Source organism: Pseudomonas sp. WPR_5_2 (genome assembly GCF_003634475.1).
In the GTDB taxonomy this organism is placed as follows: domain Bacteria; phylum Pseudomonadota; class Gammaproteobacteria; order Pseudomonadales; family Pseudomonadaceae; genus Aquipseudomonas; species Aquipseudomonas izuensis.
Window position 1 is genome coordinate 86172 of the sequence record NZ_RBLA01000001.1, and the last position, 23530, is coordinate 109701.

Genomic DNA, 23530 nt, shown 5'->3' on the forward strand with positions numbered 1-23530 from the left:
GTTGAGGCTAAAAAAAATGGATCCAGGAATAGAATAGACGAAGAAACTGGATTTGCATCAATTAGTTGAATGAAAAGCGTGCGAAGCTGCGTCAGTTGACTTTCCCCGGCCTGGACGGCAGGTTGGGGGTTCACAAGGCTGACCTTATCCTACTGAGATTATGCTCGATTTTGTGAAAGGAACATGAAAAAACGGTCTGCGAATCGTTTATCTGCAAGCGATTAAGCGCCTGTTCAGGCTTTCGCCGTTTATCACGACTGATTGCAGAAGTCCTGTGCAAGTATCGCTGTAATGAGCCATGTTTCGCTGCTTAGTTGTTTTGTCGAACCGTTTTCACTTAAGGCTGTTTCGTTTGATTGACTTACCCGCTACTGACTCACGTACTTCCACCACCAATCCGCTGACGGTGTATCTGGCGCGACTGGCGCCGTCAAGCCAGATGACCCTGCGTTATGTGTTACAGGATGCTGCCGACCGCCTGGGTTTCGAAGAGGTGAACATCGAGGAGATTCCCTGGCACGAACTGCAGCCCGAGGATGTGGTTGCGTTGGTGGCCACCTTGCGCACCGACGGTTATGCGCCCAACACCTCGTCGCTCTACGTCAATGCGGTGCGCGGGGTCATGAACGAGGCGTGGCGCATGAGCCTGATCACCCAGGAGCACTTGCTCAAAATGCGCTCGGTCAAGGGCATTGCCGGTACGCGCCTGTCCCAGGGGCGCAATCTTCGGCGCACGCTGATCCAGGAGCTGATGGAAGTCTGCGCCGCCGATCCACGGCCGCAGGGCCTGCGGGATGCGGCGATCATCGGGATTCTGTACGGTTCGGGGATGCGCAAATCGGAATCGGTGAACCTCGACCTCAACCAGGTCGATTTCACCGAGCGCAGCCTGCGGGTCACGGCCAAGGGCAACAAGCAACTGATCAAGTACGCCCCGGCCTGGGCGTTCGCCAAGCTCGACGCCTGGCTGGAGTTGCGCCGTTCACAGCTCAAGGAGGGCGAAACGGACGACCCCTTTCTGTTCAATCGTATACGCCGCGGCAGCCACATCACCCGTGAGCGCATTACCAAGCATGCGATCTATTACATTGCGAGGCAGCGCGGTGCACAGGTGGGGGTGAAAATCATGCCTCATGATTTTCGCCGTTCGTTCATCACCCGGGTGATCGAGGAGCACGACCTGTCGATCGCGCAAAAACTGGCCCACCACAGCAACATCCAGACGACCGCCAACTACGACGTCCGTGATGACAACGAACGGCGTCGGGCCGTGGATCGCTTCGATCTTTGATCGTATCCAGTCCTGTAGGAGCGATCCTGCTCGCGAAAAACCTGAGGGCACCGAGGTGAGTCAGGTTTCACGCGTAATCGTTGACGTCCATCGCGAGCAGGCTCGCTCCTACAGGTGCCGGGATCAAATCTCGCTCAATACGTGGGCATGACCGATGGTCGAGACGTGCACCGCGCTGCCGGCCGGTGGCGCGTACATGCCGGAGCTGCGCACCAGCAAAGAGCGGCCCGACTGTTCACCGGAGGCCGAAGCCTGCAATTCCACCGTCAGCGTGCAGGTGTTGCCGCTGAAGTCTCGCTCGGTCACCACGGCGCGACAGCCCACGACTTCCGCGGTATGGGGCATGATGCTGGCCAGCTGCAATTGCTCGGGCCGCAGCATGATCTGTGCGGCACTGTTGTTGCGGTGGTTGTTGACCGGTATGCGGCCCAGATCGCAGTGGGCCCAGCCGGCTTCGATACGGGCGGGCATGACCACGGCCTCGCCGAGAAACAGCGCGGTCTGGACGTCGTCGGGGTAGCGGTAAAGGTCCAGCGGATGCCCGGACTGCACCAGTCGGCCGTGGCGCATCACCGCCAATTGATCGGCGAAAGACAATGCCTCGCTCTGGTCGTGGGTCACCAGGATGGTGGTGACCCCGGCCTCCGCCAGCAAGCGCGCCACCAGTTTGCGCATGCTGGCGCGCAGTCCGGTGTCGAGTGCCGAAAACGGCTCGTCCAGCAGCATCAGCCGGGGTTGCTGGGCCAGGGCTCGCGCCAGGGCGACCCGTTGCTGTTGGCCGCCGGACAACTCATGGGGCCAGCGCTCGGCCATGTTCGAATCCAGGGCAACACTGTCCATCAACTCGGCGACACGCTCCTGCTTTTCGCTGCCCTTGGTCGCCAGGCCGAAGCCAATGTTGGCCGCCACCGTCATGTGCGGGAACAACGCGCCGTCCTGGGGTACATAGCCGATCAGGCGTTGATGCGCCGGCACCTCGTGGGTGCCGTCGACCAGGGTCTGGCCGTTGAGCGAAAGGCGGCCGGTATCGGGAAACTCGAAGCCGGCGATCATCCGCAGCAACGTCGTCTTGCCCGAGCCGGAAGGCCCGACAATCACCGTGCGACTACCGGCGGGGACCGACAGGCTGACGTTTTCCAGGGCTTTTTGCCCACCGTAGGATTTGGAGAGTGAATGCAGTTCTAGAGCGTTCATCGGCCAGCCGTTTTTTTGGATTGGTGATAAAGGATTCCGGTCAGCGGAAGCGACAGCACAATCATCAGCAGCGCATAGGGTGCCGCGGCTGCGTAATCGATTTCACTGGTCGAGGCCCAGAACCCGGTGGCCAGTGTACGTGTGCCATTGGGGGCGAGCAGCAGGGTGGCGGTCAGTTCATTGGTGATCGCCAGGAACACCAGCGCGGCGCCCGCGGCGGCCCCCGGCGCGGCCAGGCGCAAGGTGATCAGCCACAGCGCCCGTGCCGGTGAACGGCCAAGGCTGCGAGCCATGTTTTCCAGTTCCACTGGCGCCTGGGCGATACCGGCCCGCAGGCTCACCAGGGCGCGGGGCAGGAACATCAGCAGATACGCCAACAGCACGGTGATCGTGGTCTGGTAGATCGGCCGGGCAAAATGGATGGTCACGGTCACCAGGGCCAGGGCGACGACAATCCCCGGCAGGGAACTGGTGATGTAGTTGCAGCTTTCCAGAACCCGTTGCAGCCGGCCCGGTGAGCGAATCGACAGCCAGGCAATCGGGATGGCAGCGCAGGTGGTCAGGACCGCGCCCGCCACGCCGAACAGCAGGGTCTGCTCCAGTGCAGGCAGCAGTTCGCTCAAGTCCCAGACCTGCAGGCCGCCGGCAATCAGCCACTTGCCCAGGGTAATCAACGGTACGCCCAATGCCAGCGCGCAGGTGACGATCTGCAACGCCAGCGCGAGTACCGTCGCCGGGGCCTTCAGGCAGACAACCCGCTGTTCACGGGCACTGCCGGACCCGACCCGGGCATAGCGCGCATGACCGCGGGCGGCGGACTCGATGGTCAGCATCGCCAGGCAACACAACGCCAGCACACCGGCCAGCAGGTTGGCGGCAGGTCCGTTGAAGGTGGATTTGAACTGATCGAAGATCGCCGTGGTGAAGGTGTCGAAGCGGATCATCGCGTACAGGCCGTATTCGGCCAGCAGATGCAGGCCGACTAACAAGGCACCACCGCAAATGGCCAGGCGCAATTGCGGCAACACCACGCGAAAAAACACCGCCCAGGGCTTGAGCCCCAGGGACTCGGAGACGTCTTCGATGGCGGGATCGAGTCGGCGCAATGTCGCGGCAACCGGCAGGTAAAGAAACGGGAAATAGGCGATGACCGAGACCAATACACCGGCAAACAGCCCGTGAATCGGCGGCACCAGGCTCACCCATGCATAGCTGTGCACGAACGCTGGCACCGCCAGCGGCGCGGTCGCCAGCAACGACCACCAGCGGCGGCCCGGTAAATTGGTGCGTTCGGTGAGCCACGCCAGCGTCACCCCCAGGGTAATGCACAAGGGGATGGTGATGATCACGAGCAACACGGTATTGACCAGCAGTTCGCCTACCCGCGGCCGGAACACCAGTGGCGCCAGAGTGGCCCAGCCGGTTTGCAGGTAAACGCCGATGACGAAGGCGATGGGCAGCAGCGCCAGTAACGAAACCAACACCGACAAACCGACCACCCACGCGCCTCCCCGGCTCGCGAAAAGGCCGCGTGAACGTCGACGCAGGTTGGCAGGTGTGCTTTCGGCGACACCCACCGGCAGGGTTTCAGGCATCAATTAGAGCAGTCCAGCCTGAGTCATTAGCTCCACGGCTTTTTTGCTGTCGAGCTTGGACGCATCGACAGTTGGCGCGTCGAGTTGCTGCAAAGGCACCAGTTTAGGGTTGGATTGCGCGTTCTTGCCCACAGCGTATTCAAACGATTTGCCGTCCTTGAGGATGGCCTGGCCGTCTTTGCCGGTGATCCATTTCAGGAACGCCTGGGCTTGTTCCTTGTGCTTGCTGGACGCCAGGACACCGCCACCGGAGATGCTGACAAACGCGCCCGGGTCCTTGTGCTTGAAGTAGTGCAGGGCAGTGTTCTTGCTGTTCTCGCCGGTCTTGGACTGGTCGACGAGGCTGTAATAGTGGTAGATCACGCCGCTGTCGATCTGCCCGGCATTCACCGCCTTGAGCACCGAGCTGTTACCGCGGTAGGCGGTGAAGTTGGTTTTCATTGCCTTGAGCCAGTCGAGGGTCGCAGCCTCGCCTTTCTGTTCGAGCATGGCGGCGGCGATGGCCTGGAAGTCGGCACCGCCTGGCGACGCGGCCCAACGGCCTTTCCACTGCGGTGCGGCCAGGTCCATGATCGACTTGGGCAGTTCGGCTTCCGGCAGTTTGCTCGGGTTGTAGACGAACACCGTGGAACGTGCGGCGATCCCCACCCATTTGCCGTGGGCCGGACGGTAAGCGGAATCGACCTGCTCCAGGGTGGTCTTGTCGACCGGTGCGAACAGACCCGCGTTGTCCACCAGCACCATGGCCGGGGAGTTTTCGGTCAGGAACACATCGGCCGGCGAGGCGCTGCCTTCCTGCACGATCTGGTTGCCCATTTCGGTGTCATCGCCATTACGCAAGGTGACCGGAATACCGGTTTCCTGAGTGAAGCCTTCAACCCAGGCCTTGGTCAGGCCTTCGTGCTGTGCGTTGTAAACCACAATGCCGACGCCATCGGCGGCATACACGTGGCCAGCGCTTACCAATGCGGTAGCCAGCAGGGCTTTTTTCAGGAAGGACGGGATACGGGACATCATGCTGTGGCAGCTCCTGTTTTTTGGTATCGAGCAAGCAGATCCGACTGGGAAGGTCGTCGGTTATTGTAGATCAATAGGAATCATTTGCATGTTTAAGGCGGGCGAATGTAGAGGCCAGAATGAGAAAAAAACGTCAAATTAACAGTTAATTCGTGTGATTTCACGCTCCAGCAAGGATGCGTTAATGCTTACCCTTGTACCTTTGTTTAAGCCGCCCATAAAAAAACCGAGAGACCGGCCAGGCCTCTCGGTTTTTTTAGTGCTCGGTATCAGGGCTGGGTTTGCGGAAAAATCAGGATTTGCAGGTTACCGCGCTGATAACGCTTGCCGTCGATGGGCAGTCGTTCCACTTCCTGGATCTCATCGACACTGTTGACCCGCATCACCACACCGACCGAGCCCTTTTTACGCGCCTCGGTCATCCATTGGCCGACGTTTTCCGTGGTGACCTTGCGGTTTGCCACGGCGGGATCCGAGAGGCCGTATTTCAACTCGCCGATGACATTATAGAGATCCACTTGCGGTCGTTTTGTCAGCCAGGCCAGCGCCGAGGCCGCGCCCAGGTCGTTGCTCAGCAGCGACGTGGTCTGGTTCAAGCTGTCCAGGTGCTCGGCGATGAAACGGTCGGGCATTTTGCTGTCGACGATCTGGCTTGGCATGGCGGCCGGCAGCAACGCCACCAGCAACCCGATGCCGAGGGCCGGCATTGCCCACAAGTGCAGTGGACGCAGGATCTGCAACGCATTGGAAATAATCCAGCCGACCAGCACGATGAATGCGAGCGACAGGCTGAACATCTCGGTATTTTCGTAGATTTCTTTGGTGGTTTGCAGGTACAGCAGCGCTACCAGCGCACCGGTGGCAATAATGACGTTGAGCCAACCGTTGATACGAATCGTCCTGCTCTGCGCCTGGTTCAGCATTTCCGTCACCGCATGCCCCATCAGCAACGCCAGGGGCAACAGGCACGGCATGATGTAAGTCGGCAACTTGCCGCTGCTCAGGCTGAAAACGATAAATGGCAATGCAAACCAGAGCGACAGGAAACCAAAGACAGGTTGGCGCTTGTTTTTCCAGGACTGGATGAAGGTCGTTGGCAACAATGCAGCCCAGGGCAGGCTCGAGGCGACCAGCAACGGCAGGTAGAACCACCATGGACGAGCGTGTTGCGCATTGTCGGCGGCAAACCGGCGCACGTGTTCATTCCAGAAGAAAAAGCGCCAGAAATCCGGTTCCTGGTGGTGGATCGCCAGTGCCCAGGGCAAGCAGACCACGGTTGCGACAACGACGGCCAGGGGCCCATAGCGCAACAACTCTTTGACACGACGCTGCCAGAACATATAGGGCAGGGCGATCAGTGCCGGCAACAGCCAGGCGAGAAAACCCTTGGTCATGAACCCCATGCCACAGGCCACACCCAACACTACCCACGCAATCAGCCGACCACGAGGGGTGCTGCTGTCGATGGCAAACCAGAACGAGACAAGGCTCAGGTTGACCCAGAAGGTGAATTGCGGGTCGAGGTTGGCGTATCCGGCCTGGCCGGCAATCAGCCCGAAACTCATGTACAGCAGCGCGCAGGCAAAACTCTTGCGCGGATCATTCCAGAACCGGCGGGCAATCAGATAAGCCAGCCAGACACTTAACCCGGTGCTCAGCGCCGACGCGATCCGCACCCCAAACAGGTTGTCACCAAACACCACCTGACCGATGGCGATCATCCAGTAACCGGCAATCGGCTTCTCGAAATAACGCAGGCCCATGAAGTGCGCAGAGATCCAGTTACCGGTAAGGGACATTTCCTGGGCAATCTGGGCATAACGGGTTTCGTCGGGAATCCACAGCCCATGACTCATCAGCGGCAGCAAATAGAACGCCACGAATGCCGCTATCAGGATTAATACGGTCCAGCGCTCTGAAGGTGGCATCCGGTGCCGAACGCTACGGGTTTGGGCTACGGAATCGGGTAGCGGGTGATTTGAAGTCATGAGTCAGCCTTGGCTCAGGGAAGGTTGTTTGATAGAGGGGGTGTGATCGGTTTTAGTGGGCGATAAAGCAACTTTCAGCGCCGCTGCGAAGCAGCCTGAACAAACTAGTACCTCATCAACGAGAGTTGAACTCATTATTGTTTCAGCGTTTTTCAAAGGGCAGCGAGCGCCAGTCTTCAGCATTCATGATGCCGAGTACTTGAAGCTGACCTTTATTATCAATGCGGACAAATAACGAACTGCCGTACTCGCTTTTCGCTGCATTTTTGAAACCGTTCAAGGCTTCGAAGTCGCCGATGCAACCGCTATGCGTCACCAGCACCAGATTTCGATGGGCACGCTTGTGCGCCACAATGTCGTTACGCCAGGTGCTGCCACAGGTGGCCAGCCATTCCTGCGTCTGCGCGTCGCTGCCAAACATGTAATGCGCGGTTTGCGCGGTGCGGGTCAGCGGGCTGCTCAAGACATCGGCCTGAGTCATCCCCAGACGCACCAGGCCTTGGCCCACTGCCGCTGCAGCGTCACTGCCGGCACGGGTGATGCCGTCCGCCGGTCCCAGGCAAGGGTTGCTGGAACGGTCGCAGCGCTCGGCATGGCGAACCAGAACCACGACCTCGCCGGCTTCCCAGCTTTGTAGCCATTGAGCCCGGACTTCCGGGTCCGCATTAGCCAGGCTGATCGGCGATCGTTGCGACCAGACAAACCCGGTCACCAGTGCGATGACCATCAGGGCGCCGACGATCGCGAGCAATACCCTAAATAGTCGCGGTGTTTTGCCCAGGCTCGACGGCGATTTGCGCATTGAGGAGTTGATCAAGTTTTCCACCTGCCGAAGCGCAATAAGAAGTTGTGTCAAGCACTCGAATCCAGGACGAAACGAGAACTTGGAAAGCAACTAGTCAGATCATGTGCAGGGCACACTAAAGCTGCGCAGATGTTGGCGGGGTGAAAGGAATGTGAAAAAAATGCAATGGGCTTTTTAGGGGTTACTTAGTTGGTTATTGGTAATCTTTCCCTTTTACTTTTGACCCGGAGGGCCAGTAAAAATCAAGGCGCCGGGTAAGGTTCCGGCCAACGGCGATCGAGTCGCCGTCGGGCCAGTAAAGCAGACCATGATCAGTCCTGAGGACATCCCGATTGAGTTCGGGCAGCGGCGGCCTGACTGATGAGCGCAGCCAGGCGTTTGACATTGTTTTGCTGGGCCGCCACCAACTCGTCGATGGACGTCCCGGAAGGTGTTTGCAAGGTGCTGCGGCAACTCAGCAGGGCGTTGTCGTCTCCATTGGCGCCCCGCAGGCGCCATTTCACGTCGATCAGGCCGTATTGTCCGGGAATCGAATCGAACCGTTGCACCTCCAGTCGCACCGACACTTTGCGCCCTGGATTGTTGTTCACCATTTGATCGGTCAAGGCGCTGCGCAATTCATCCACCAGGCTGGCCCCCCACCAATGGGTTTCGAGGATGGACATGCCGCTATTGCCCTGGCGTACAACAATCTGCGGACGATCGACCTGAGGCGGGACCACCAGGCTTTCGACCTGTATATCCGCCGCGGTCCTTGAATGGTTGCTCAACTGGGCCGGGGTCAGGGTATGGAACTGAATCGGGTCGCTGCGACAAGCGGCGAGCAATGCGAGCGCAGCGAACAACGTAACCTTCAGCGGAAAAGCCATGGGTGATGCTCCTGTGCTCATTTGCTGGGTGGCCCTTGAAGGTCGATGGGCGCGGCATTTTCGGGACGGCCGCGAATCAGTGATTCCGGATGCCGTCCCAGGTAGTCCGCGAGGTCACGCAGGGAACGCGATGTGCGCCCCAACTCGTCCAGGGTCTGGCCCAGTTTTTCCCGTTGTGGCGAATCGTCGGCCAGGGTCGAATTGGCCGATTGAAGCGTCGTATTGGCCGACTGCAGGGTCTTGCTGACGTCCACCAGGGTGTTTTGCACGCCGGGCAGCGTCTTGGCATTGAAGTGCCCCAGGCTTTTGCGCAATTCCACGAGGTTACTGTCCAGGTTGCCGGCAATTCGCTCGATGGGCAGCTGATTGATCTTGGTGACCATGGCTTCGAGTTTTTCCTGCAACTGTTCGAGGCTGCCAGGCACGGTCGGAATGCTGATCGGGCGGGCGTTGGGATCGAAAGCCACTTTTTCCGCCTTTGGATAGAAGTCCAGGGAGATATACAGCTGGCCTGTGAGCAGGTTGCCGGTGCGGGCCTGACCCCGCAGGCCGTTATCGATGAAGGAACCGATCAGCCGTACGGCCGCGGCTTCATCGCTGGGGTCATGATTCAACTCCTTGAGCATTTTGGTGTGGGCCAGTCCCAGACGCTGCGGGTAAATCACAATGCCGACGTTGACCGGGAAACTGCGTTTTTTCGCATCGAAGTCCAGGTTAACCGCCACCACTTTGCCGATTTCCACGCCGAGGAACTCCACCGGTGCATCGACCTTGAGCCCGCGCAACGCCTGATCGAAACGCAAGGCCAGGTATTGCGGCTTGCCATTGGGCGGGGCGAGAGCGCTTTGCTGGTCGTCGAACAGCTCGTAGGCATACTCTTCCGGGGCCGGTTTGTCATTGGGGCTGTACTCCGGTGCGCGAAAGGCGATGCCGCCCACCAGTATCGCAGACAGGGACTCGGTCTTGACGGCAAATCCGTTGGCACCGACGTTCACGTCGATACCGCTGGCATTCCAGAAGCGGGTGTTCTCGGTGACGTAGGCGTCGTTGGGCGAATGAATGAATAAATCGATGTTCACCCCTTTGCCATCAGGGTCCAGGGCGTAGGCCACGACCTGACCCACCGGAATCTTGCGGTAATAAACCGGCGAGCCGATATCCAGCGATCCCAGGTCCTGGGTATGCAGGGTGAAACGTTTGCCCGGTTCGCCGTAGGTAATCGGTGGCGGGTTCTCAAGGCCCTTGAAGTTCTTTGCACGGGCATTGTCCTGACCGATGTCGGCACCGATGTAATCCCCGGACAGCAGGGTGTCGATACCCGATACACCACCGGCGCCGATGCGCGGCCGCACCACCCAGTATTTCGAGTCCTTGCTGGTAAAGCTTTCGGCCTGTTTGGACAATTTGATGGTGGCGTTGACACTCTTCTGGTCATTGCTCAGTTCCACGTCCGTCACGTTGCCGATGACCACGTTGCGGTACTTGACCTCGGTCTTGTTCGCCGTCAGGCCGTCGCCGGTCTTGAACGTAACGGTGATGGTCGGGCCTTCTTGCAACATGCTGTGAACCACCAGGGAAAGCCCCACCAGTACCGCGACGATCGGCACGATCCACACCAGCGACACGCTGAATCGACGGGTCTTGATGGGCGCCTGACCCGGGGCTTGCGGCCCGTCAGTGGCTTGTTGCTTCATCCTTGACCTCCTCAATGTGTGGATGTTCGCCCGTGGCATCCCAGATCAGGCGTGGGTCGAAACTCATCGCCGACAACATGGTGAAGACCACCACCAGGCCAAAGAACAGAATGCCCGGGCGCGGTTCAATATCGGCCAGGGCTTGAAATTTCACCAACGAGGCCACCAGGGCGACCACGATCACGTCGAGCATCGACCAGTAACCGATGACCTCGACAAAACGGTAGAGCTTGGAGCGCTCCTGGCGCGCCCACAGACTGTCGCGTTGCACGGTGACCAGTAGCAACGTGATCGCCACGAACTTGATGCCCGGCACCGCGATGCTGGCGATGAAAATGATCAGGGCAATGTCCCAGGCGCCGTGCTGCCAGAACTCCAGCACACCGCTCATGATCGTGCTGTCGGCGCCATTACCGACCATTTTGGTGTTCATCACCGGCAGCAGATTGGCCGGAATGTAAAACACCAGGGCCGCGAGCATGTAGGCCCAGGTCCGGGTCAGCGAGTTGGTCTTGCGCCGGTGCAGCGGGGCGCCGCAGCGCTCGCATTCGTGAGGCTCATGGGTCATGTCACAGGCCATCCCGCAGGTATGGCACAGGCACAGGTTGAGATCGCTGGCGACCGGGGGCGTAGTCATGGGATGTCCCACAGATCACGAATGTCGCGACCGGCGACACGGATCATCATCAGGCTGAGAATGGCCAGGGCGAACAGGCCGATGCCGGGCAACACATCCAGCAACCCCGCGAGTTTGATCACAGCGACCATCGCCCCCAGCAGGCAGACTTCCAGCATGCTCCAGGGCCTGAGGGTTTCCAGCCAGCGCATGCAGAACCTGAAACCCGGGGAGCGCCGATGGGTGAGGGCAAAGCACAAGACCCAGATCAGCAGCACCAGCTGGAAAATCGGCGCGATGATCATGGCGATCGCCGCCACCATCGCGATGAACGTGATGGGGCCCAGACTCAGGGCCAGTACTGAATCCCATAGCGTCGCACTGTTTTTCAGGCCTTTGAGGCTGATGCTCATGACCGGATAGAAATTGGCGAAGATCCACAGCATCAGGGCGGTGAAGGTCAATGCCAGCCGATGCTCCACCGTCAGACCGTTATAGCGCTGAAGCACGCCGCCGCAGCGGACGCAATAGGTCTTCTGATGTTTGGCGAGCGTGGTTTTCTCGTACACGCAGTCACAGTGCTCGCAGATGATCAGTGGGTCACTCGTCGCCATTGGGCCAGGCTCGACAGAAGGCAGGAATTGATGAGCACCCCCTCAATATAGAAGTGACTTGCGATTGAGCAAATCGAAAGGCTGAACGAGGGACCTTACATGTAGCGCAAAACCCTGTGGGAGCGAGCCTGCTCGCGAATGCGGTGTGTCAGGCAACAGAGTTGCCGGATGTCAGACCGTCTTCGCGAGCAGGCTCGCTCCCACAGGAGAATTCATTTGTGGATGTCAGCCAAGCACCTCACGCATCCGGTACCAGAGCATACCGAGGGCCAGCAGGGGCGAGCGCAGGGCGCGGCCGCCGGGGAAGGTCATGTGCGGCACGGCGCTGAACACGTCGAAGCCCTGGCTGTGCCCGGTGTAGATCGCTTCGCCCAGCAGTTTTGCGCACCAGTGCGTGACGTTCAGGCCATGGCCGGAATAGCCCTGGGCATAGAACACGTTCGGATGCTGGCTCAAGCGCCCGACCTGGGGGAAACGATTGGCGGTGATGCCGATCTTGCCGCCCCATTGATAGTCGATGCGTACGTTCGCCAGTTGCGGGAAGACCTTGAGCATCTGTGGGCGCATGTAGGCCGTGATGTCCCGTGGATCACGCCCGGAATAGTGGCAGGCACCGCCGAACAGCAAGCGCCGGTCGGCCGAGAGCCGGTAGTAATCCAGGCCGACTTTCTGGTCGCACAGCGCCAGGTTGTGCGGGATCAACTGCGCCGCCTGTTCCGCCGACAAGGGCTCGGTGGCGATGATGTAGCTGCCCGCGGGCAGTACCTTGCCGCTGAGTTTCGGTTCGAGTTCTTCCAGATGCGCATTACAGCCCAGCACCAGGCTGCCGGCGCGGACCGTGCCAGTGGCGCAGCGCACCTGCACCGAGCTGCCATGGATCAGTTCCAGGACGGGGCTTTGCTCGAAAATCCGCACGCCAAGGGACTGCGCCAGCCGCGCTTCGCCGAGCACCAGGTTCAAGGGATGCAAGTGACCCGAGCCCATGTCAATCAAGCCGCCGGCATACAGGTCCGAGTTCACGACCTGCTGAGGGATCTGTCCGGGTTCGACCAGACGGGTTTCATGGGCATAGCCCGACTCGAGCAGCTCTGCGTGTTCGGCCTTCAGCCCGGCGAACTGCGCCGGGGTATTGGCCAGTTCGCAGAAGCCCCAGCGCAAGTCGCAATCGATACCGTGCTCACGGATCCGCCGGCCCACCAATTCCACCGACTCGACGCCCGCGCGCTCCATATATCGCACGCCTTCGGCGCCCACATATCGGGCGAAACCGCTGACATCATGGCCGATGCCGCGAATCAATTGCCCGCCGTTGCGCCCGCTGGCCCCCCAACCGATGCGCCGGGCCTCCAGCAAGATCACCGAGAGTCCGCGCTGGGCCAGTTCGATGGCAGTATTGACGCCGGTGAAACCGCCGCCAATCACGCAGACATCGGCCATCAGGTCTGCGTCCAGCGTGGGGAAGGGCGCCATGCCGTGGGCCGAGGCGGCGTAGTAAGAGTGCGTATGTTCCTGGGTGTACTGGTTCATTGGTTGGACTTCACTTTGCTCCAGGAACGGGTCATCAGGCGCATGATCGACTGCGGTGGCGTGGTCGAGATGTAGAGCTTGTCGAGGACTGCCTGGGAGGGGTAAACCTCGGGATTGTTGACCAGTTCGGCGTCCATGTACTGCTTGGCGGCCGGGTTCGGGTTGGCGTAGCCCACCGAGGCACTGACCTTGGCGATCACTTGCGGGTCGAGCAGGTAATTGACGAAGGCGTGGGCTTCTTTCGGGTTGCTGGCGTCGGCGGGAATGGCCAGCAGGTCGAACCACAGGTTGCTGCCTTCCTTGGGGATGGCGTAGGCAATGTTCACATTGTTTTTGGCTTCCTTCGCGCGGTTGGCGGCCTGGAACACATCGCCCGAGTAACCGAACGCGACGCAGATGTCGCCGTTGGCCAGGTCCGAAACGTACTTGGAGGAGTGGAAGTAAGTGACGTACGGACGGATGCTCAGCAGCTTGGCTTCGGCCTTTTTGAAGTCTTCGGGGTTTTCACTGCGCGGGTCCATGCCCATGTAGTTGAGTACCGCCGGGAATACCTCATCCGCCGAGTCCATGATCGACACGCCGCACTGGCTGAGTTTCTTGATGTTTTCCGGTTCGAACAGCACGGCCCAGGAGTCGATATGGTCGATGCCCAGCACTTGCTTGACCTTGTCGACGTTGTAACCGATGCCGTTGGTACCCCACAGGTACGGCACGGAATGCTCGTTGCCCGGATCGTTCTTCTCCAGCAGGGCCAGCAGTTTCGGATCGAGGTTCTTGAAATTCGGCAGTTCGGCGCGGTCCAGCTTGAGGAAAGCGCCGGCCTTGACCTGTCGCGCCAGGAAGTGGTTGGACGGCACCACCACGTCATACCCGGTTCGCCCGGCGAGCAATTTGCCTTCCAGGGTTTCGTTGGAATCGAAGACGTCGTAGATCACCTTGATCCCGGATTTGGCCTGGAAGTCCGCGAGGGTGGTCTCGCCGATGTAGTCGGTCCAGTTGTAGACGCTGACCTGTGGCTGGGCCTGGGCCAAGGCGCTGCACATGACGGTGAGCGCGAGCGGAACCATGGATTTCAATAGACGCATATCGACACCTCTTGGAATTTTTATTTTTTTGTAGGAGCGAGGCTTGCCCGCGAAGAGGCCAGTACATTCAACATCACCGTTGACTGAGAGTCCGCTTTCGCGGGCAAGCCTCGCTCCTACAGGGGATGTGTGGTCTTTAGACGCTCAGCAACAGGAACTCACGCTCCCAGGAACTGATCACCCGCTTGAAGTTCTCGTGCTCGGCGCGTTTGACCGCGACGTAGCCGCGCACGAACTTGCTGCCCAGGTAACGGCCGATGGCGTCACACTCTTCCATTTGCGTCAGGGCGTCTTCGATGGTGATCGGCAGGCGCAGGTTGCGGCGTTCATAGGCGCGGCCCTGGACCGCGGCGCTCGGCTCGATGCCTTCGACCATGCCGATGTAGCCGCACAACAGGCTGGCGGCGATGGCCAGGTACGGGTTGGCGTCGGCCCCTGGCAAACGGTTTTCCACGCGCATCGCCTCAGGGCTGGAGGTCGGCACGCGCAAGCCGACGGTGCGGTTTTCTTCGCCCCATTCGACGTTGACCGGTGCCGAAGTGTCCGGCAGGAAGCGGCGGAACGAGTTGACGTTGGGGGCGAACATCGGCAGCACTTTGGGGATGTACTTTTGCAGGCCGCCGATGTGCTGGCGGAACAGGTCGCTCATCTGCCCGTCGGCATCGGCAAAGATCGGCCTGCCGGTGGCGATGTCCACCACGCTCTGGTGAATGTGCATGGCGCTGCCGGGCTCGTCGCCAATCGGCTTGGCCATGAAGGTCGCCGTGACGTTGTGCTTGAGCGCGGCTTCACGCAAGGTGCGCTTGAACACGGTGATCTGGTCGGCCAGGTCCAGCGCGTCGCCGTGACGGAAGTTGATTTCCATCTGCGCCGGGCCGTCTTCATGGATCAGCGTATCGAGGTCCAGGCCTTGCAGTTCGCACCAGTCGTAGACGTCTTCGAACAGCGGGTCGAACTCGTTGGCGGCGTCGATGGAGAACGACTGGCGACCACTCTCCGCGCGGCCCGAACGGCCCAACGGCGCCTTGAGCGGCAAGTCCGGGTCTTCGCAACGCTGGGTCAGGTAAAACTCCATTTCCGGGGCAACAATAGGCTTCCAGCCCTTGTCGGTGTACAGCTGCAGGACTTTCTTCAGCACATTGCGCGGCGACAGTTCGATGGGGTTGCCGAACTTGTCGAAGGTGTCGTGAATGACGATGGCGGTCGGCTCGATGGCCCATGGCACCACATACACCGCATCAGCGTCGGGCTTGCAGACCATGTCGATATCGGCAGGGTCGAGCAGGTCGTAGTAGATGTCGTCGTCGACAAAGTCCCCGGTTACCGTTTGCAACAGCACACTTTCCGGCAGGCGCATGCCTCGCTCATGCAGGAACTTGTTGGTGGGTGCGATTTTGCCGCGTGCAATGCCGGTCAGGTCGCTGACGACGCACTCGACTTCGGTAATCTTGTGATCTTTCAGCCACGTGAACAGCTGATCGAAAGGGACATTCATAAAGACCTCGTTATTGGTTTTATTAACGCCAGGAGATGTCGGCTTCATCTGCCGGACACTTCCCCTGTAGCGCGTTGACGACTATCTTGGGCGAGCCTTGCGGTTCCATCTATCCACTTTAAGCAGCACAAAGCGCACCAAAAGAGTGCGTAAGGTCGTCTCATGACAGCGTGTCATTCCCTTCAGGTTCAAGCGTTCAATACCGCCGATGTCGCCGAGCAAATCCGCGCCACGCCGGGCTGGGTCCAGCACTACCAACAGATGTCGCCGGGGCATTTCGCAGGCCTGGTGCGCTATCTGGATCTGCAGGGCGTGGAGATTTACGAAGAGTCCATGAACACTCGGGTCGAGCAGAATTTCAGCGCGCCGCAGGGTTCGCTGGCGTTCTGTTTCGATCGCAGCGACAACGCGCTCTACGTGCTCAATGGCGAAAGCCGCAACATCTGGATCACCCCGGAGAACTACCAGGAAATCGCCGTGGTGTTCGGCCCGGAGTTCGTCCAGCGCCATGCACTGGATGTGGCCCGGCTGGAAGGGTTGTTCATGGCGCCGCTCAATTCGCAGCAGAACGCGTTGTTCAGCCGCTGGCTCAGCGGCACGCTGACACGGCTGTCGCAAACCTTCGATCCGCCGAGTCGCGAAGCCCTGACCGAGCAATTGCTGGACGACTGTCTGTTCATCCTCGACAACGCGCGCGTCTGTCTTGATCAAGGTGCGTTACAGCGCCGGGCAGGGGAACGGGCGATCATGAAGCGGGTAGGGGAATGGGCGGCGGATACCCCGGAAGAACACCTCAATCTGTTGGAACTGTCCCAGGTCGCCGGGGTGTCGTTGCGCCAGTTGCAGCAGGCGTTCAAGGCCTACACCGGCATGGCGCCGACCCAATGGCTGCGCCTGCGCCGCCTCAACAGTGCGCGCCGCGAATTGCTCAGTCGCACGCCGACGCAAACCACCGTCGCCGAGGTGGCGATGCACTGGTCGTTCTGGCATTTGGGGCGGTTTTCCAGCAGCTACCGCGCGCTGTTCAAGGAATTGCCGAGCGACACCCTCAAGCGCGCGAGCGTCACTGCGCCGGCGCGCGGGCGGCGTTAGAACGTTGGCGGAGTGATCACCCAGATCACCACCGCGTCCACCTCGCCGGGGTTGCCGTAGCGGTGCGGTTCCTGGCTGGAGAAGCTGAAGCTGTCGCCCTCGTTGAGCTGGAAATAGCGCTCGCCGACCCATAATTCGAAACTGCCGGACAACAGATAACCGGCTTCTTCGCCTTCGTGGCTATAGCTTTGCTGGCTGTAGGTGCCGGGCGGAAAGCGCGAGTGGAGCATTTCCAATTGCTGACTGGGTTGCGGGGTCAGCAATTGGTCGATGATGCCGTCTTCGTAATGCACGCTCATGCGACTGTTCTTGCGCACGACAATGCCGTCGTCTTCAGGAGCGGTGTTGGCTTCGCTGGCGAAGAACCACTGGATGGTCACCCCGAGGCTGCGGGCGATGTTGAACAGCGCCGGGATTGATGGATAAGCGAGGTTGCGTTCCAGCTGGCTGATGTAGCCCGCGGTCAGCTCGCTTTGCTGTGCCAGTTCCGCCAGGGTCATGCCCCGGCGCTTGCGCAGGCCGCGAATGCGAGTGCCGAGAAAGTGCGGTTCGGCGGTGCCGGTTGCGGGCTGTGTGGTGCTGTTGTTGCTCATGGTCAATTCCGAACCGGGGAGGGGCTTGAGCTAATGTGCATTATCCCTGTGGGAGCGAGCCTGCTCGCGAAAGCGGTCTTTCAGTCGACATAGATACCGACTGGCATGACGCCTTCGCGAGCAGGCTCGCTCCCACAGGTTTTTGCGTTGTTCAACAAAGGCCCCGGAGTATAAACAGGCTCAAAGCTCCCACGCGACCTTCAGGCCCTCATAAATCGCTTCTTCGGCGGTGCGCGGTGCCAGGCAGTCGCCGATCCGCCGAAATTCCACCAGGCCTTGCAGTTCGTCGCCGAGGGTGTCCAGCGGTTGATGGCCCTGGCACAGCACCAGCGTGTCGATGTTTTCCAACAGCATCGGCTCACCGCTGGCGGTGTGTTGCAGGTACACGGTGTTGTCGTCGCAACCGTACAACCGCGCGTAAGGGGTGATGGGAATCCCCAGTTTGTGCAGCTCGCCGGCGAGTTGATCGCGCACGTACAGCGGCAGGCTTTCCCCGCAATGGGTGCCGTTGACCGCCAGTTGCACCTGATGCCCGGCGCGGGTCAGGCGCTCGGCGATGCCGGGGCCGATCCAATCGCAGCGCCAGTCGACAACCACCACCGAACGGCCGATCTGCACCTCATCGCGCAGTACCTGCCAGGCATCCACCACCTGCAACTCGCCGCCGCGTTCGAAGTGCGGCCAGTAGGGTTCGGCACCGGTGGCGACGATCACCATGTCGGGTTTTTCCTGCTCCACCAGGGCGCGGTCGACCCGGGTGTTGCGCATCACGCGCACCCCGGCCAGTTCCATTTCCCGCTGCAGGTTGGTGCTGGCACCGCCAAACTCACTGCGCCGTGGCAGCAATTGCGCCAGCAGGACCTGACCGCCGAGTTGCGAGCTGGCTTCGTACAGCGTCACGTCATGCCCGCGTTGTGCCGCCACCGCAGCGGCTTTCATTCCGGCAGGCCCTCCGCCGGCGATCATGATGCGTTTGCGGGCTGCAGTCGGTTTGCGCTGACCAAAGATCAACTCGCGCCCCGTTTCCGGGTGCTGGATGCAGGAAATCGGCAGCCCTTTGTGGAAGTGCCCGATGCACGCCTGATTGCAGGCAATGCAAGCGCGTACGTCTTCGGCACGGCCCGTGTCGGTCTTGTTGGGCATTTGCGGGTCGCAGATCAGCGCGCGGGTCATGCCGCAGACATCGGCCTGGCCGCGGGCGATCATCAGCTCGGCTTCCTGGGGCTGGTTGATGCGTCCGGTGACGAACAACGGAATGTCCAGGCTGGCCTTGAACGTCCCACCTTCCTTGGCCAGATACGCTGCTTCAATCGCCATCGGCGGCACGATATGCACGGCGCCACCGAGGGAGGCCGAGGTGCCGGCGACGATGTGCACGTAATCCAGTTGTGCTTGCAGCAATTGCACGGCGGCCAGGGATTCGTCTTCGGTCAGGCCTTCGGGGTCGCGCTCGTCGGCGGAAATGCGCAGGCCGATGATGAAGTCTTCGTCGGTGCCGGCGCGTATTGCGGCAATGACTTCACGCAGGAAGCGCAGACGCTGTTCCAGTCCGCCGTTGTAGCCATCGGTGCGGCGATTGACCCGTGGATTGATGAACTGCGCCGGCAAATAGCCGTGACTGGCCACCACTTCGACGCCATCGATCCCGGCCTGATGCAGGCGCCGGGCGGCAGCGGCGTAGCCGGCGACGATCTCGTCGATCATCGCCTGATCCAGCGCCCGCGGCATCACCCGGAAACGCTCGTTGGGCACCGTCGACGCGGAGTAGGCCACGGCCAGCAGGCCATCGGCGGACTCCATGATTTCCCGCCCCGGATGGAATACCTGCGACAGCACCACGGTGCCGTGGGCATGGCAGGTCTGCGCGATTTTCCGGTAGCCGTCGATGCAGGCGTCGTCGGTGGCCATCAGCACGTGGGAGGTGTACCGCGCGCTGTCATGCACGCCGGCCACTTGCAGCACGATCAGCCCGACACCGCCCTCGGCCCGCGCCCGGTGATAGGCGATCAGTTGCTCATTGACCAGGTTGTCGGTGGGCATCGAAGTGTCGTGACCGCTGGACATGATGCGGTTTTTCAGGCGCTTGCCACGGATCTGCAAGGGTTCGAACAGATGCGCAAAGGCTGGGGTCGGCATGGTGCGGTTGCTCCGGCAGGCTGACCTGTAGGAGCGAGCTTGCTCGCGATGGAGGTCCGGGCACCCCGGGGAATCAGGTAGCCCGCGTTTTCGTTAACGTCCATCGCGAGCAGGCTCGCTCCTACAGAGGTCACAGGTTTCTCGGCGTTGTTATTATTGCTCTATAGAAATTTACCTTCAGTAAAAAATCAACTTGTTTTTTTACTGTGGCTTGCAGTAGTTTCATTCCTGGCCCGTTCCCGGGTCGAACCTCACAACAATAAAAAGGGCCATTCCGGTGTCAGTCCGGGCGGTACCTGCAAGAGGAACCTTTGATGAAATCGCGAACGCTCAAGCACGGTTTTTATCCCTTGATGTTGTCCATGGCCCTGGGCCTTGGCAACGCTCAGGCAGGGTCGGAGATGGTGGTGGTCGGATACGGCGGGGCCGGACAGAAAGCCCTCGACGCGGCGTTCTTTCAGCCGTTCGCCACGCTGGATCAAAGCAAGGTCATGCAGGCCGAATACAACGGTGAAATGGCCAGGATCAAAGTGATGGTCGACACCGGCAACGTCGATTGGGACGTGGTGCAGATCGAAGGCCCGGACCTGATGCGCGGTTGCGAAGAAGGCATGTACGAGCGTCTTGACTGGGCGCGACTGGGGCGTGCTGACCAGTTGATCCCCGAAGCGGCGCAGGAGTGTGGATCGGCAGCAATGGTCTGGAGCGTGGCGATTGCCTACGACACCGACAAACTGGCGCAAGCCCCGACTTCGTGGGCCGACTTCTGGGACGTGAAGAAAACCCCCGGCAAACGCGGGTTGCGCAAGCGTGCGGTGTACAACCTGGAGTTCGCCTTGCTGGCCGACGGGGTGAAAACCGAAGACGTCTACAAGGTACTCGCCACCCCGCAAGGCGTGGATCGCGCGTTCGCTAAATTGACCGAGCTCAAGCCCAACATCCAGTGGTGGGAGGCGGGCGCGCAACCCCCTCAATGGCTGATGTCGGGCGACGTGGTGATGACCTCGACCTACAGCGGACGCATTGCCGACGCCGCGCAAAAAGGCAGCCACCTTGGCCTGGTCTGGCCCGGCAGTCTGTACGGTATGGATTACTGGGCGATCATCAAGGGCTCCAAACATGTGGATCAGGCCAAGCGCTTCATCGCGTTCACCAATCAGCCCGATGCCCAGGTCAAGTATGTGAACCTGATTCCTTACGGGCCGACCAACACCCTGGCTGCCGCGCAACTGGACGACAAACTGGCCAAATGGGTGCCGACCGCACCGCAGAACCTCAAGGGCGCGTTGTCGATGGACGTCGGTTTCTGGGTTGACCATGGCGAAGAGCTGGAGGAACGCTTCAACGCCTGGGCCAGCAAGTAAGTCCAAAGCGGCTGGACGTCTGTGCGCGTCCAGCCGTACTGTTTGCCCAGCCGATCAGCCTGGAGAACCACAACAATGAATGAGATCGCCACCCACCTGACTGCGCGCAGCGCGACCGAACAGCGCCTGCGCGAGGAACTGGCGGCCTGTTATCGCTTGATTGCGCATTTTCGTATGACCGATTTGATCTTCACCCACATTTCAGTGCGCCTGCCGGGGCCGGAACATCATTTTCTGATCAATCCCTATGGATTGATGTTCGATGAGATCACTGCATCGAATCTGGTGAAAATTGACTTGAATGGCCACGCCGTCGAGCCATCGCCTTATCCCGTCAACCCGGCGGGGTTCGTGATCCACAGCGCGATTCATGGCGCCCGGGAAGACGCGCACTGCGTGCTGCACACCCATACCAAATCCGGCTGCGCCGTGGCCGCCTTGAAGTGCGGGTTGCTGCCGGTGAACCAGATTTCCATGGAGTTCTACGGCAAGGTCGCTTACCACGACTACGAAGGCGTGGCGCTGGACATGAGCGAGCAGCAACGCTTGGTTGCGGACATGGGCGACAAACCGGTGTTGATGCTGCGCAACCATGGCTTGCTGACCGTCGGCGAAACCGTGAGCCAGGCTTTTTTGCGCATGTATTACCTGGAAAAGGCCTGTGAGATTCAGCTGGCGGCGCAGGCTGCCGGGGAACTGGTGCTGCCTCCGGCCGAGGTGTGTGAGCACACCGAACGCCAGTTCAATGACCCGGGACGGCCGCTGGATGAGGGCGAATTGGCTGACCCGGATGCGATGCAACTGGCCTGGGCAGCGTTGTTGCGATTGCTCGATCGCGTGGCGCCGGGGTATCGGGATTGATCCGTGGTTTTTTGTGTTGAATGGGCTGACGCCTTCGCGAGCAGGTTCGCTCCCACAGTTGATCGAGTCGTTCGCAAATATCGCGCATGACACAAACCTTGTGGGAGCGAGCCTGCTCGCGAAAGCGGTCTTTCAGGCGTGCATACTCTTGCTGTACAGTCGTTCAACTCGCAAGCAAAACGCGGGCCCCAATGATTGAATCCAGGAGCATGTCGCCATGAATCAGGAAGCCCGTTTTTCCCGCATGGAACCGGAGTTGCGCAAGGCCAATCTGATCGAGGCGACGCTGGTGTGCCTCAAACGCCATGGCTTCCAGGGCGCTTCGATCCGCAAGATTTCCGCCGAGGCCGGCGTCTCGGTTGGCCTGATCAGTCATCACTATTCGGGCAAGGACGAACTGGTGGCCGAGGCCTACATGGCGATCACCGGGCGCGTCATGACCCTGCTGCGCGATGCCATGGAGCAGGCGGCACCCAATGCCCGCGAGCGGTTGTCGGCGTTTTTCCGTGGTTCGTTCTCCGCCGAATTGCTCGATCCGCAGTTGATCGATGCCTGGCTGGCGTTCTGGGGTGCGGTGAAAACCGCCGAGGCGATCAATCAGGCCCACGATCATTCCTACGGCGAGTACCGTGGCATTTTGCGCAAGGTGCTGATGGAACTGGCGCAGGAAGAGGGCTGGGAAAACTTTGACGCCGATCTCGCCGCGATCAGTCTCAGCGCCTTGCTCGATGGCTTATGGCTGGAGTCCGGACTTAACCCCGGCACGTTCACGCCGGAGCAGGGCATCCAGATTTGCGAGGCCTGGGTCGACGGATTGCAGGCTGGCGGGCGCCAGCGATTTTGCATCAAGACAAGCGATGTGCAGACGAGCAGCTGTTGATCACCTGTTCAGTAGTGGCTACTCTCTGGCGCTGATGCAGCCAAACACTCTAATAAGAAATACGCCTTCGGGCCTGTGCAGGACACCACGTAATGACGCCTCGGGTACTGATCGTCGATGACGATCCGCTGATTCGCGAATTGTTGCAGGCCTATCTTTCCCAGGAAGGCTACGACGTGCATTGCGCCGCCACCGCGGAACTGGCCGAAACCTTCCTGGCCAGCCAGACTGTCGACCTGGTGATGCTCGATATCCGCTTGCCCGGCAAGGACGGCCTGACCCTGACCCGCGAACTGCGGGTGCGTTCGGAAGTCGGGATCATCCTGATCACCGGGCGCAACGACGAAATCGACCGCATCGTCGGCCTCGAATGCGGCGCCGATGACTATGTGATCAAACCCCTCAATCCACGGGAACTGGTGTCCCGGGCGAAAAACCTGATTCGCCGGGTTCGTCACGCACAGGTTCCTCAACCCGTGGCGCCAATCTCCAGACCCGTCAAACAGTTTGCCGATTGGGCGCTGGACACCGACCGCCGGCGCCTGATCGATCCGGCCGGCAGTGAAACCCTGCTCACCCACGGCGAATACCAACTGCTCAGCGTATTCCTGCGCAACAGCGGCCACACCCTGAGCCGCGACCAGTTGATGGACCAGATCCGCAACCGCGAATGGGTGCCCAACGACCGCTCCATCGACGTGTTGGTGGGCCGCTTGCGCCGCAAGCTGCACGACGACCCCGCCGAACCGCAGTTGATCATCACCATCCACGGCGCCGGTTACCTGTTCACGGCCAGCCTGGCGGCGTGATGGTC

General features: G+C 60.4%; 20 protein-coding genes. 6 read left to right on the top strand and 14 right to left on the bottom strand.

Annotated features, from left to right (window positions below):
* Positions 1–352 precede the first annotated feature (352 nt).
* On the top strand, positions 353–1291 hold the full coding sequence (gene xerC, locus BJ917_RS00390; protein WP_096511666.1) for a tyrosine recombinase XerC: 939 nt from the start codon (positions 353–355) through the stop codon (positions 1289–1291).
* Between the two features lie 123 nt (positions 1292–1414).
* Here xerC and BJ917_RS00395 read toward each other — a convergent pair whose 3' ends face one another.
* The 12 genes from BJ917_RS00395 to BJ917_RS00450 form a co-directional block, all read right to left on the bottom strand.
* Complete coding sequence (locus BJ917_RS00395) at positions 1415–2485, bottom strand: ABC transporter ATP-binding protein (protein ID WP_121100919.1); 1071 nt, start codon at positions 2483–2485, stop codon at positions 1415–1417.
* Positions 2482–4080, bottom strand: a complete 1599-nt coding sequence (locus tag BJ917_RS00400) for an iron ABC transporter permease (RefSeq protein ID WP_121100922.1) — start codon at positions 4078–4080, stop codon at positions 2482–2484. The genes BJ917_RS00395 and BJ917_RS00400 overlap by 4 nt, the downstream gene beginning before the upstream one ends.
* A 3-nt stretch (positions 4081–4083) precedes the next feature.
* On the bottom strand, positions 4084–5097 hold the full coding sequence (locus BJ917_RS00405; protein ID WP_096511663.1) for an iron ABC transporter substrate-binding protein: 1014 nt from the start codon (positions 5095–5097) through the stop codon (positions 4084–4086).
* Positions 5098–5366: 269 nt separating this feature from the next.
* Positions 5367–7085 carry a lipid IV(A) 4-amino-4-deoxy-L-arabinosyltransferase gene (gene arnT / locus BJ917_RS00410; protein ID WP_121100924.1) on the bottom strand — a complete coding sequence of 573 codons (1719 nt, stop codon included), beginning with the start codon at positions 7083–7085 and terminating at the stop codon, positions 5367–5369.
* A 142-nt stretch (positions 7086–7227) separates the two neighbouring features.
* Positions 7228–7902, bottom strand: coding sequence for a histidine phosphatase family protein (locus BJ917_RS00415; protein WP_121103061.1), 675 nt, complete (start codon positions 7900–7902; stop codon positions 7228–7230).
* A gap of 299 nt (positions 7903–8201) precedes the next feature.
* Positions 8202–8759 (bottom strand): membrane integrity-associated transporter subunit PqiC, encoded by a 558-nt coding sequence (locus BJ917_RS00420; protein ID WP_096511660.1) that lies wholly within the window; start codon positions 8757–8759, stop codon positions 8202–8204.
* Between the two features lie 17 nt (positions 8760–8776).
* The gene (locus BJ917_RS00425) at positions 8777–10453 is read right to left on the bottom strand and encodes an intermembrane transport protein PqiB (RefSeq protein ID WP_096511659.1); all 1677 of its coding nucleotides are present in this window, start codon (positions 10451–10453) and stop codon (positions 8777–8779) included.
* Positions 10434–11090 carry a paraquat-inducible protein A gene (locus tag BJ917_RS00430; protein ID WP_096511658.1) on the bottom strand — a complete coding sequence of 219 codons (657 nt, stop codon included), beginning with the start codon at positions 11088–11090 and terminating at the stop codon, positions 10434–10436. Before BJ917_RS00430 ends, BJ917_RS00425 begins: the two co-directional genes overlap by 20 nt.
* A complete protein-coding gene (locus BJ917_RS00435) occupies positions 11087–11683 on the bottom strand; it encodes a paraquat-inducible protein A (protein WP_121100926.1) in 597 nt (198 codons plus the stop codon). The genes BJ917_RS00430 and BJ917_RS00435 overlap by 4 nt, the downstream gene beginning before the upstream one ends.
* Positions 11684–11908: 225 nt before the next feature.
* Positions 11909–13210: an FAD-binding oxidoreductase gene (locus BJ917_RS00440; protein ID WP_096511656.1), complete on the bottom strand. Its 1302-nt coding sequence runs from the start codon at positions 13208–13210 to the stop codon at positions 11909–11911.
* On the bottom strand, positions 13207–14295 hold the full coding sequence (locus BJ917_RS00445; RefSeq protein WP_121100929.1) for a polyamine ABC transporter substrate-binding protein: 1089 nt from the start codon (positions 14293–14295) through the stop codon (positions 13207–13209). Before BJ917_RS00445 ends, BJ917_RS00440 begins: the two co-directional genes overlap by 4 nt.
* Before the next feature lie 136 nt (positions 14296–14431).
* Positions 14432–15790, bottom strand: a complete 1359-nt coding sequence (locus BJ917_RS00450) for a glutamine synthetase family protein (RefSeq protein ID WP_096511654.1) — start codon at positions 15788–15790, stop codon at positions 14432–14434.
* A gap of 162 nt (positions 15791–15952) precedes the next feature.
* On the opposite strand from BJ917_RS00450, the gene BJ917_RS00455 reads away from it, so the two are divergent.
* Positions 15953–16882, top strand: a complete 930-nt coding sequence (locus BJ917_RS00455; protein WP_096511653.1) for a helix-turn-helix domain-containing protein — start codon at positions 15953–15955, stop codon at positions 16880–16882.
* On the opposite strand, the gene BJ917_RS00460 is transcribed toward BJ917_RS00455, so the two are convergent.
* Complete coding sequence (locus BJ917_RS00460) at positions 16879–17475, bottom strand: helix-turn-helix domain-containing protein (RefSeq protein ID WP_096511652.1); 597 nt, start codon at positions 17473–17475, stop codon at positions 16879–16881. The two genes, BJ917_RS00455 and BJ917_RS00460, sit on opposite strands and share 4 nt — an antisense overlap.
* A 180-nt stretch (positions 17476–17655) precedes the next feature.
* Complete coding sequence (locus BJ917_RS00465; protein ID WP_121100933.1) at positions 17656–19611, bottom strand: FAD-dependent oxidoreductase; 1956 nt, start codon at positions 19609–19611, stop codon at positions 17656–17658.
* A 314-nt stretch (positions 19612–19925) separates the two neighbouring features.
* Between BJ917_RS00465 and BJ917_RS00470 the strand changes: the two genes are divergently transcribed.
* From BJ917_RS00470 to BJ917_RS00485, 4 genes are all read left to right on the top strand, one after another.
* A complete protein-coding gene (locus BJ917_RS00470; protein WP_096511650.1) occupies positions 19926–20975 on the top strand; it encodes an ABC transporter substrate-binding protein in 1050 nt (349 codons plus the stop codon).
* Positions 20976–21050: 75 nt separating this feature from the next.
* The gene (locus tag BJ917_RS00475) at positions 21051–21836 is read left to right on the top strand and encodes a class II aldolase/adducin family protein (protein ID WP_121100936.1); all 786 of its coding nucleotides are present in this window, start codon (positions 21051–21053) and stop codon (positions 21834–21836) included.
* 217 nt (positions 21837–22053) lie between these two features.
* A complete protein-coding gene (locus BJ917_RS00480; RefSeq protein ID WP_096511648.1) occupies positions 22054–22716 on the top strand; it encodes a TetR family transcriptional regulator C-terminal domain-containing protein in 663 nt (220 codons plus the stop codon).
* Between the two features lie 92 nt (positions 22717–22808).
* The gene (locus BJ917_RS00485; protein ID WP_096511647.1) at positions 22809–23525 is read left to right on the top strand and encodes a response regulator; all 717 of its coding nucleotides are present in this window, start codon (positions 22809–22811) and stop codon (positions 23523–23525) included.
* Positions 23526–23530: the final 5 nt, after the last annotated feature.

Coding starts and splice junctions, on each gene's coding strand:
- BJ917_RS00395 (WP_121100919.1), bottom strand. CDS start 2,485: ATGAACGCTCTAGAACTGCATTCACTCTCCAAATCCTACGGTGGGCAA.
- BJ917_RS00400 (WP_121100922.1), bottom strand. CDS start 4,080: ATGCCTGAAACCCTGCCGGTGGGTGTCGCCGAAAGCACACCTGCCAAC.
- BJ917_RS00405 (WP_096511663.1), bottom strand. CDS start 5,097: ATGATGTCCCGTATCCCGTCCTTCCTGAAAAAAGCCCTGCTGGCTACC.
- arnT (WP_121100924.1), bottom strand. CDS start 7,085: ATGACTTCAAATCACCCGCTACCCGATTCCGTAGCCCAAACCCGTAGC.
- BJ917_RS00420 (WP_096511660.1), bottom strand. CDS start 8,759: ATGGCTTTTCCGCTGAAGGTTACGTTGTTCGCTGCGCTCGCATTGCTC.
- BJ917_RS00425 (WP_096511659.1), bottom strand. CDS start 10,453: ATGAAGCAACAAGCCACTGACGGGCCGCAAGCCCCGGGTCAGGCGCCC.
- BJ917_RS00430 (WP_096511658.1), bottom strand. CDS start 11,090: ATGACTACGCCCCCGGTCGCCAGCGATCTCAACCTGTGCCTGTGCCAT.
- BJ917_RS00435 (WP_121100926.1), bottom strand. CDS start 11,683: ATGGCGACGAGTGACCCACTGATCATCTGCGAGCACTGTGACTGCGTG.
- BJ917_RS00440 (WP_096511656.1), bottom strand. CDS start 13,210: ATGAACCAGTACACCCAGGAACATACGCACTCTTACTACGCCGCCTCG.
- BJ917_RS00445 (WP_121100929.1), bottom strand. CDS start 14,295: ATGCGTCTATTGAAATCCATGGTTCCGCTCGCGCTCACCGTCATGTGC.
- BJ917_RS00450 (WP_096511654.1), bottom strand. CDS start 15,790: ATGAATGTCCCTTTCGATCAGCTGTTCACGTGGCTGAAAGATCACAAG.
- BJ917_RS00455 (WP_096511653.1), top strand. CDS start 15,953: ATGACAGCGTGTCATTCCCTTCAGGTTCAAGCGTTCAATACCGCCGAT.
- BJ917_RS00460 (WP_096511652.1), bottom strand. CDS start 17,475: ATGAGCAACAACAGCACCACACAGCCCGCAACCGGCACCGCCGAACCG.
- BJ917_RS00465 (WP_121100933.1), bottom strand. CDS start 19,611: ATGCCGACCCCAGCCTTTGCGCATCTGTTCGAACCCTTGCAGATCCGT.
- BJ917_RS00470 (WP_096511650.1), top strand. CDS start 19,926: ATGAAATCGCGAACGCTCAAGCACGGTTTTTATCCCTTGATGTTGTCC.
- BJ917_RS00475 (WP_121100936.1), top strand. CDS start 21,051: ATGAATGAGATCGCCACCCACCTGACTGCGCGCAGCGCGACCGAACAG.
- BJ917_RS00480 (WP_096511648.1), top strand. CDS start 22,054: ATGAATCAGGAAGCCCGTTTTTCCCGCATGGAACCGGAGTTGCGCAAG.
- BJ917_RS00485 (WP_096511647.1), top strand. CDS start 22,809: ATGACGCCTCGGGTACTGATCGTCGATGACGATCCGCTGATTCGCGAA.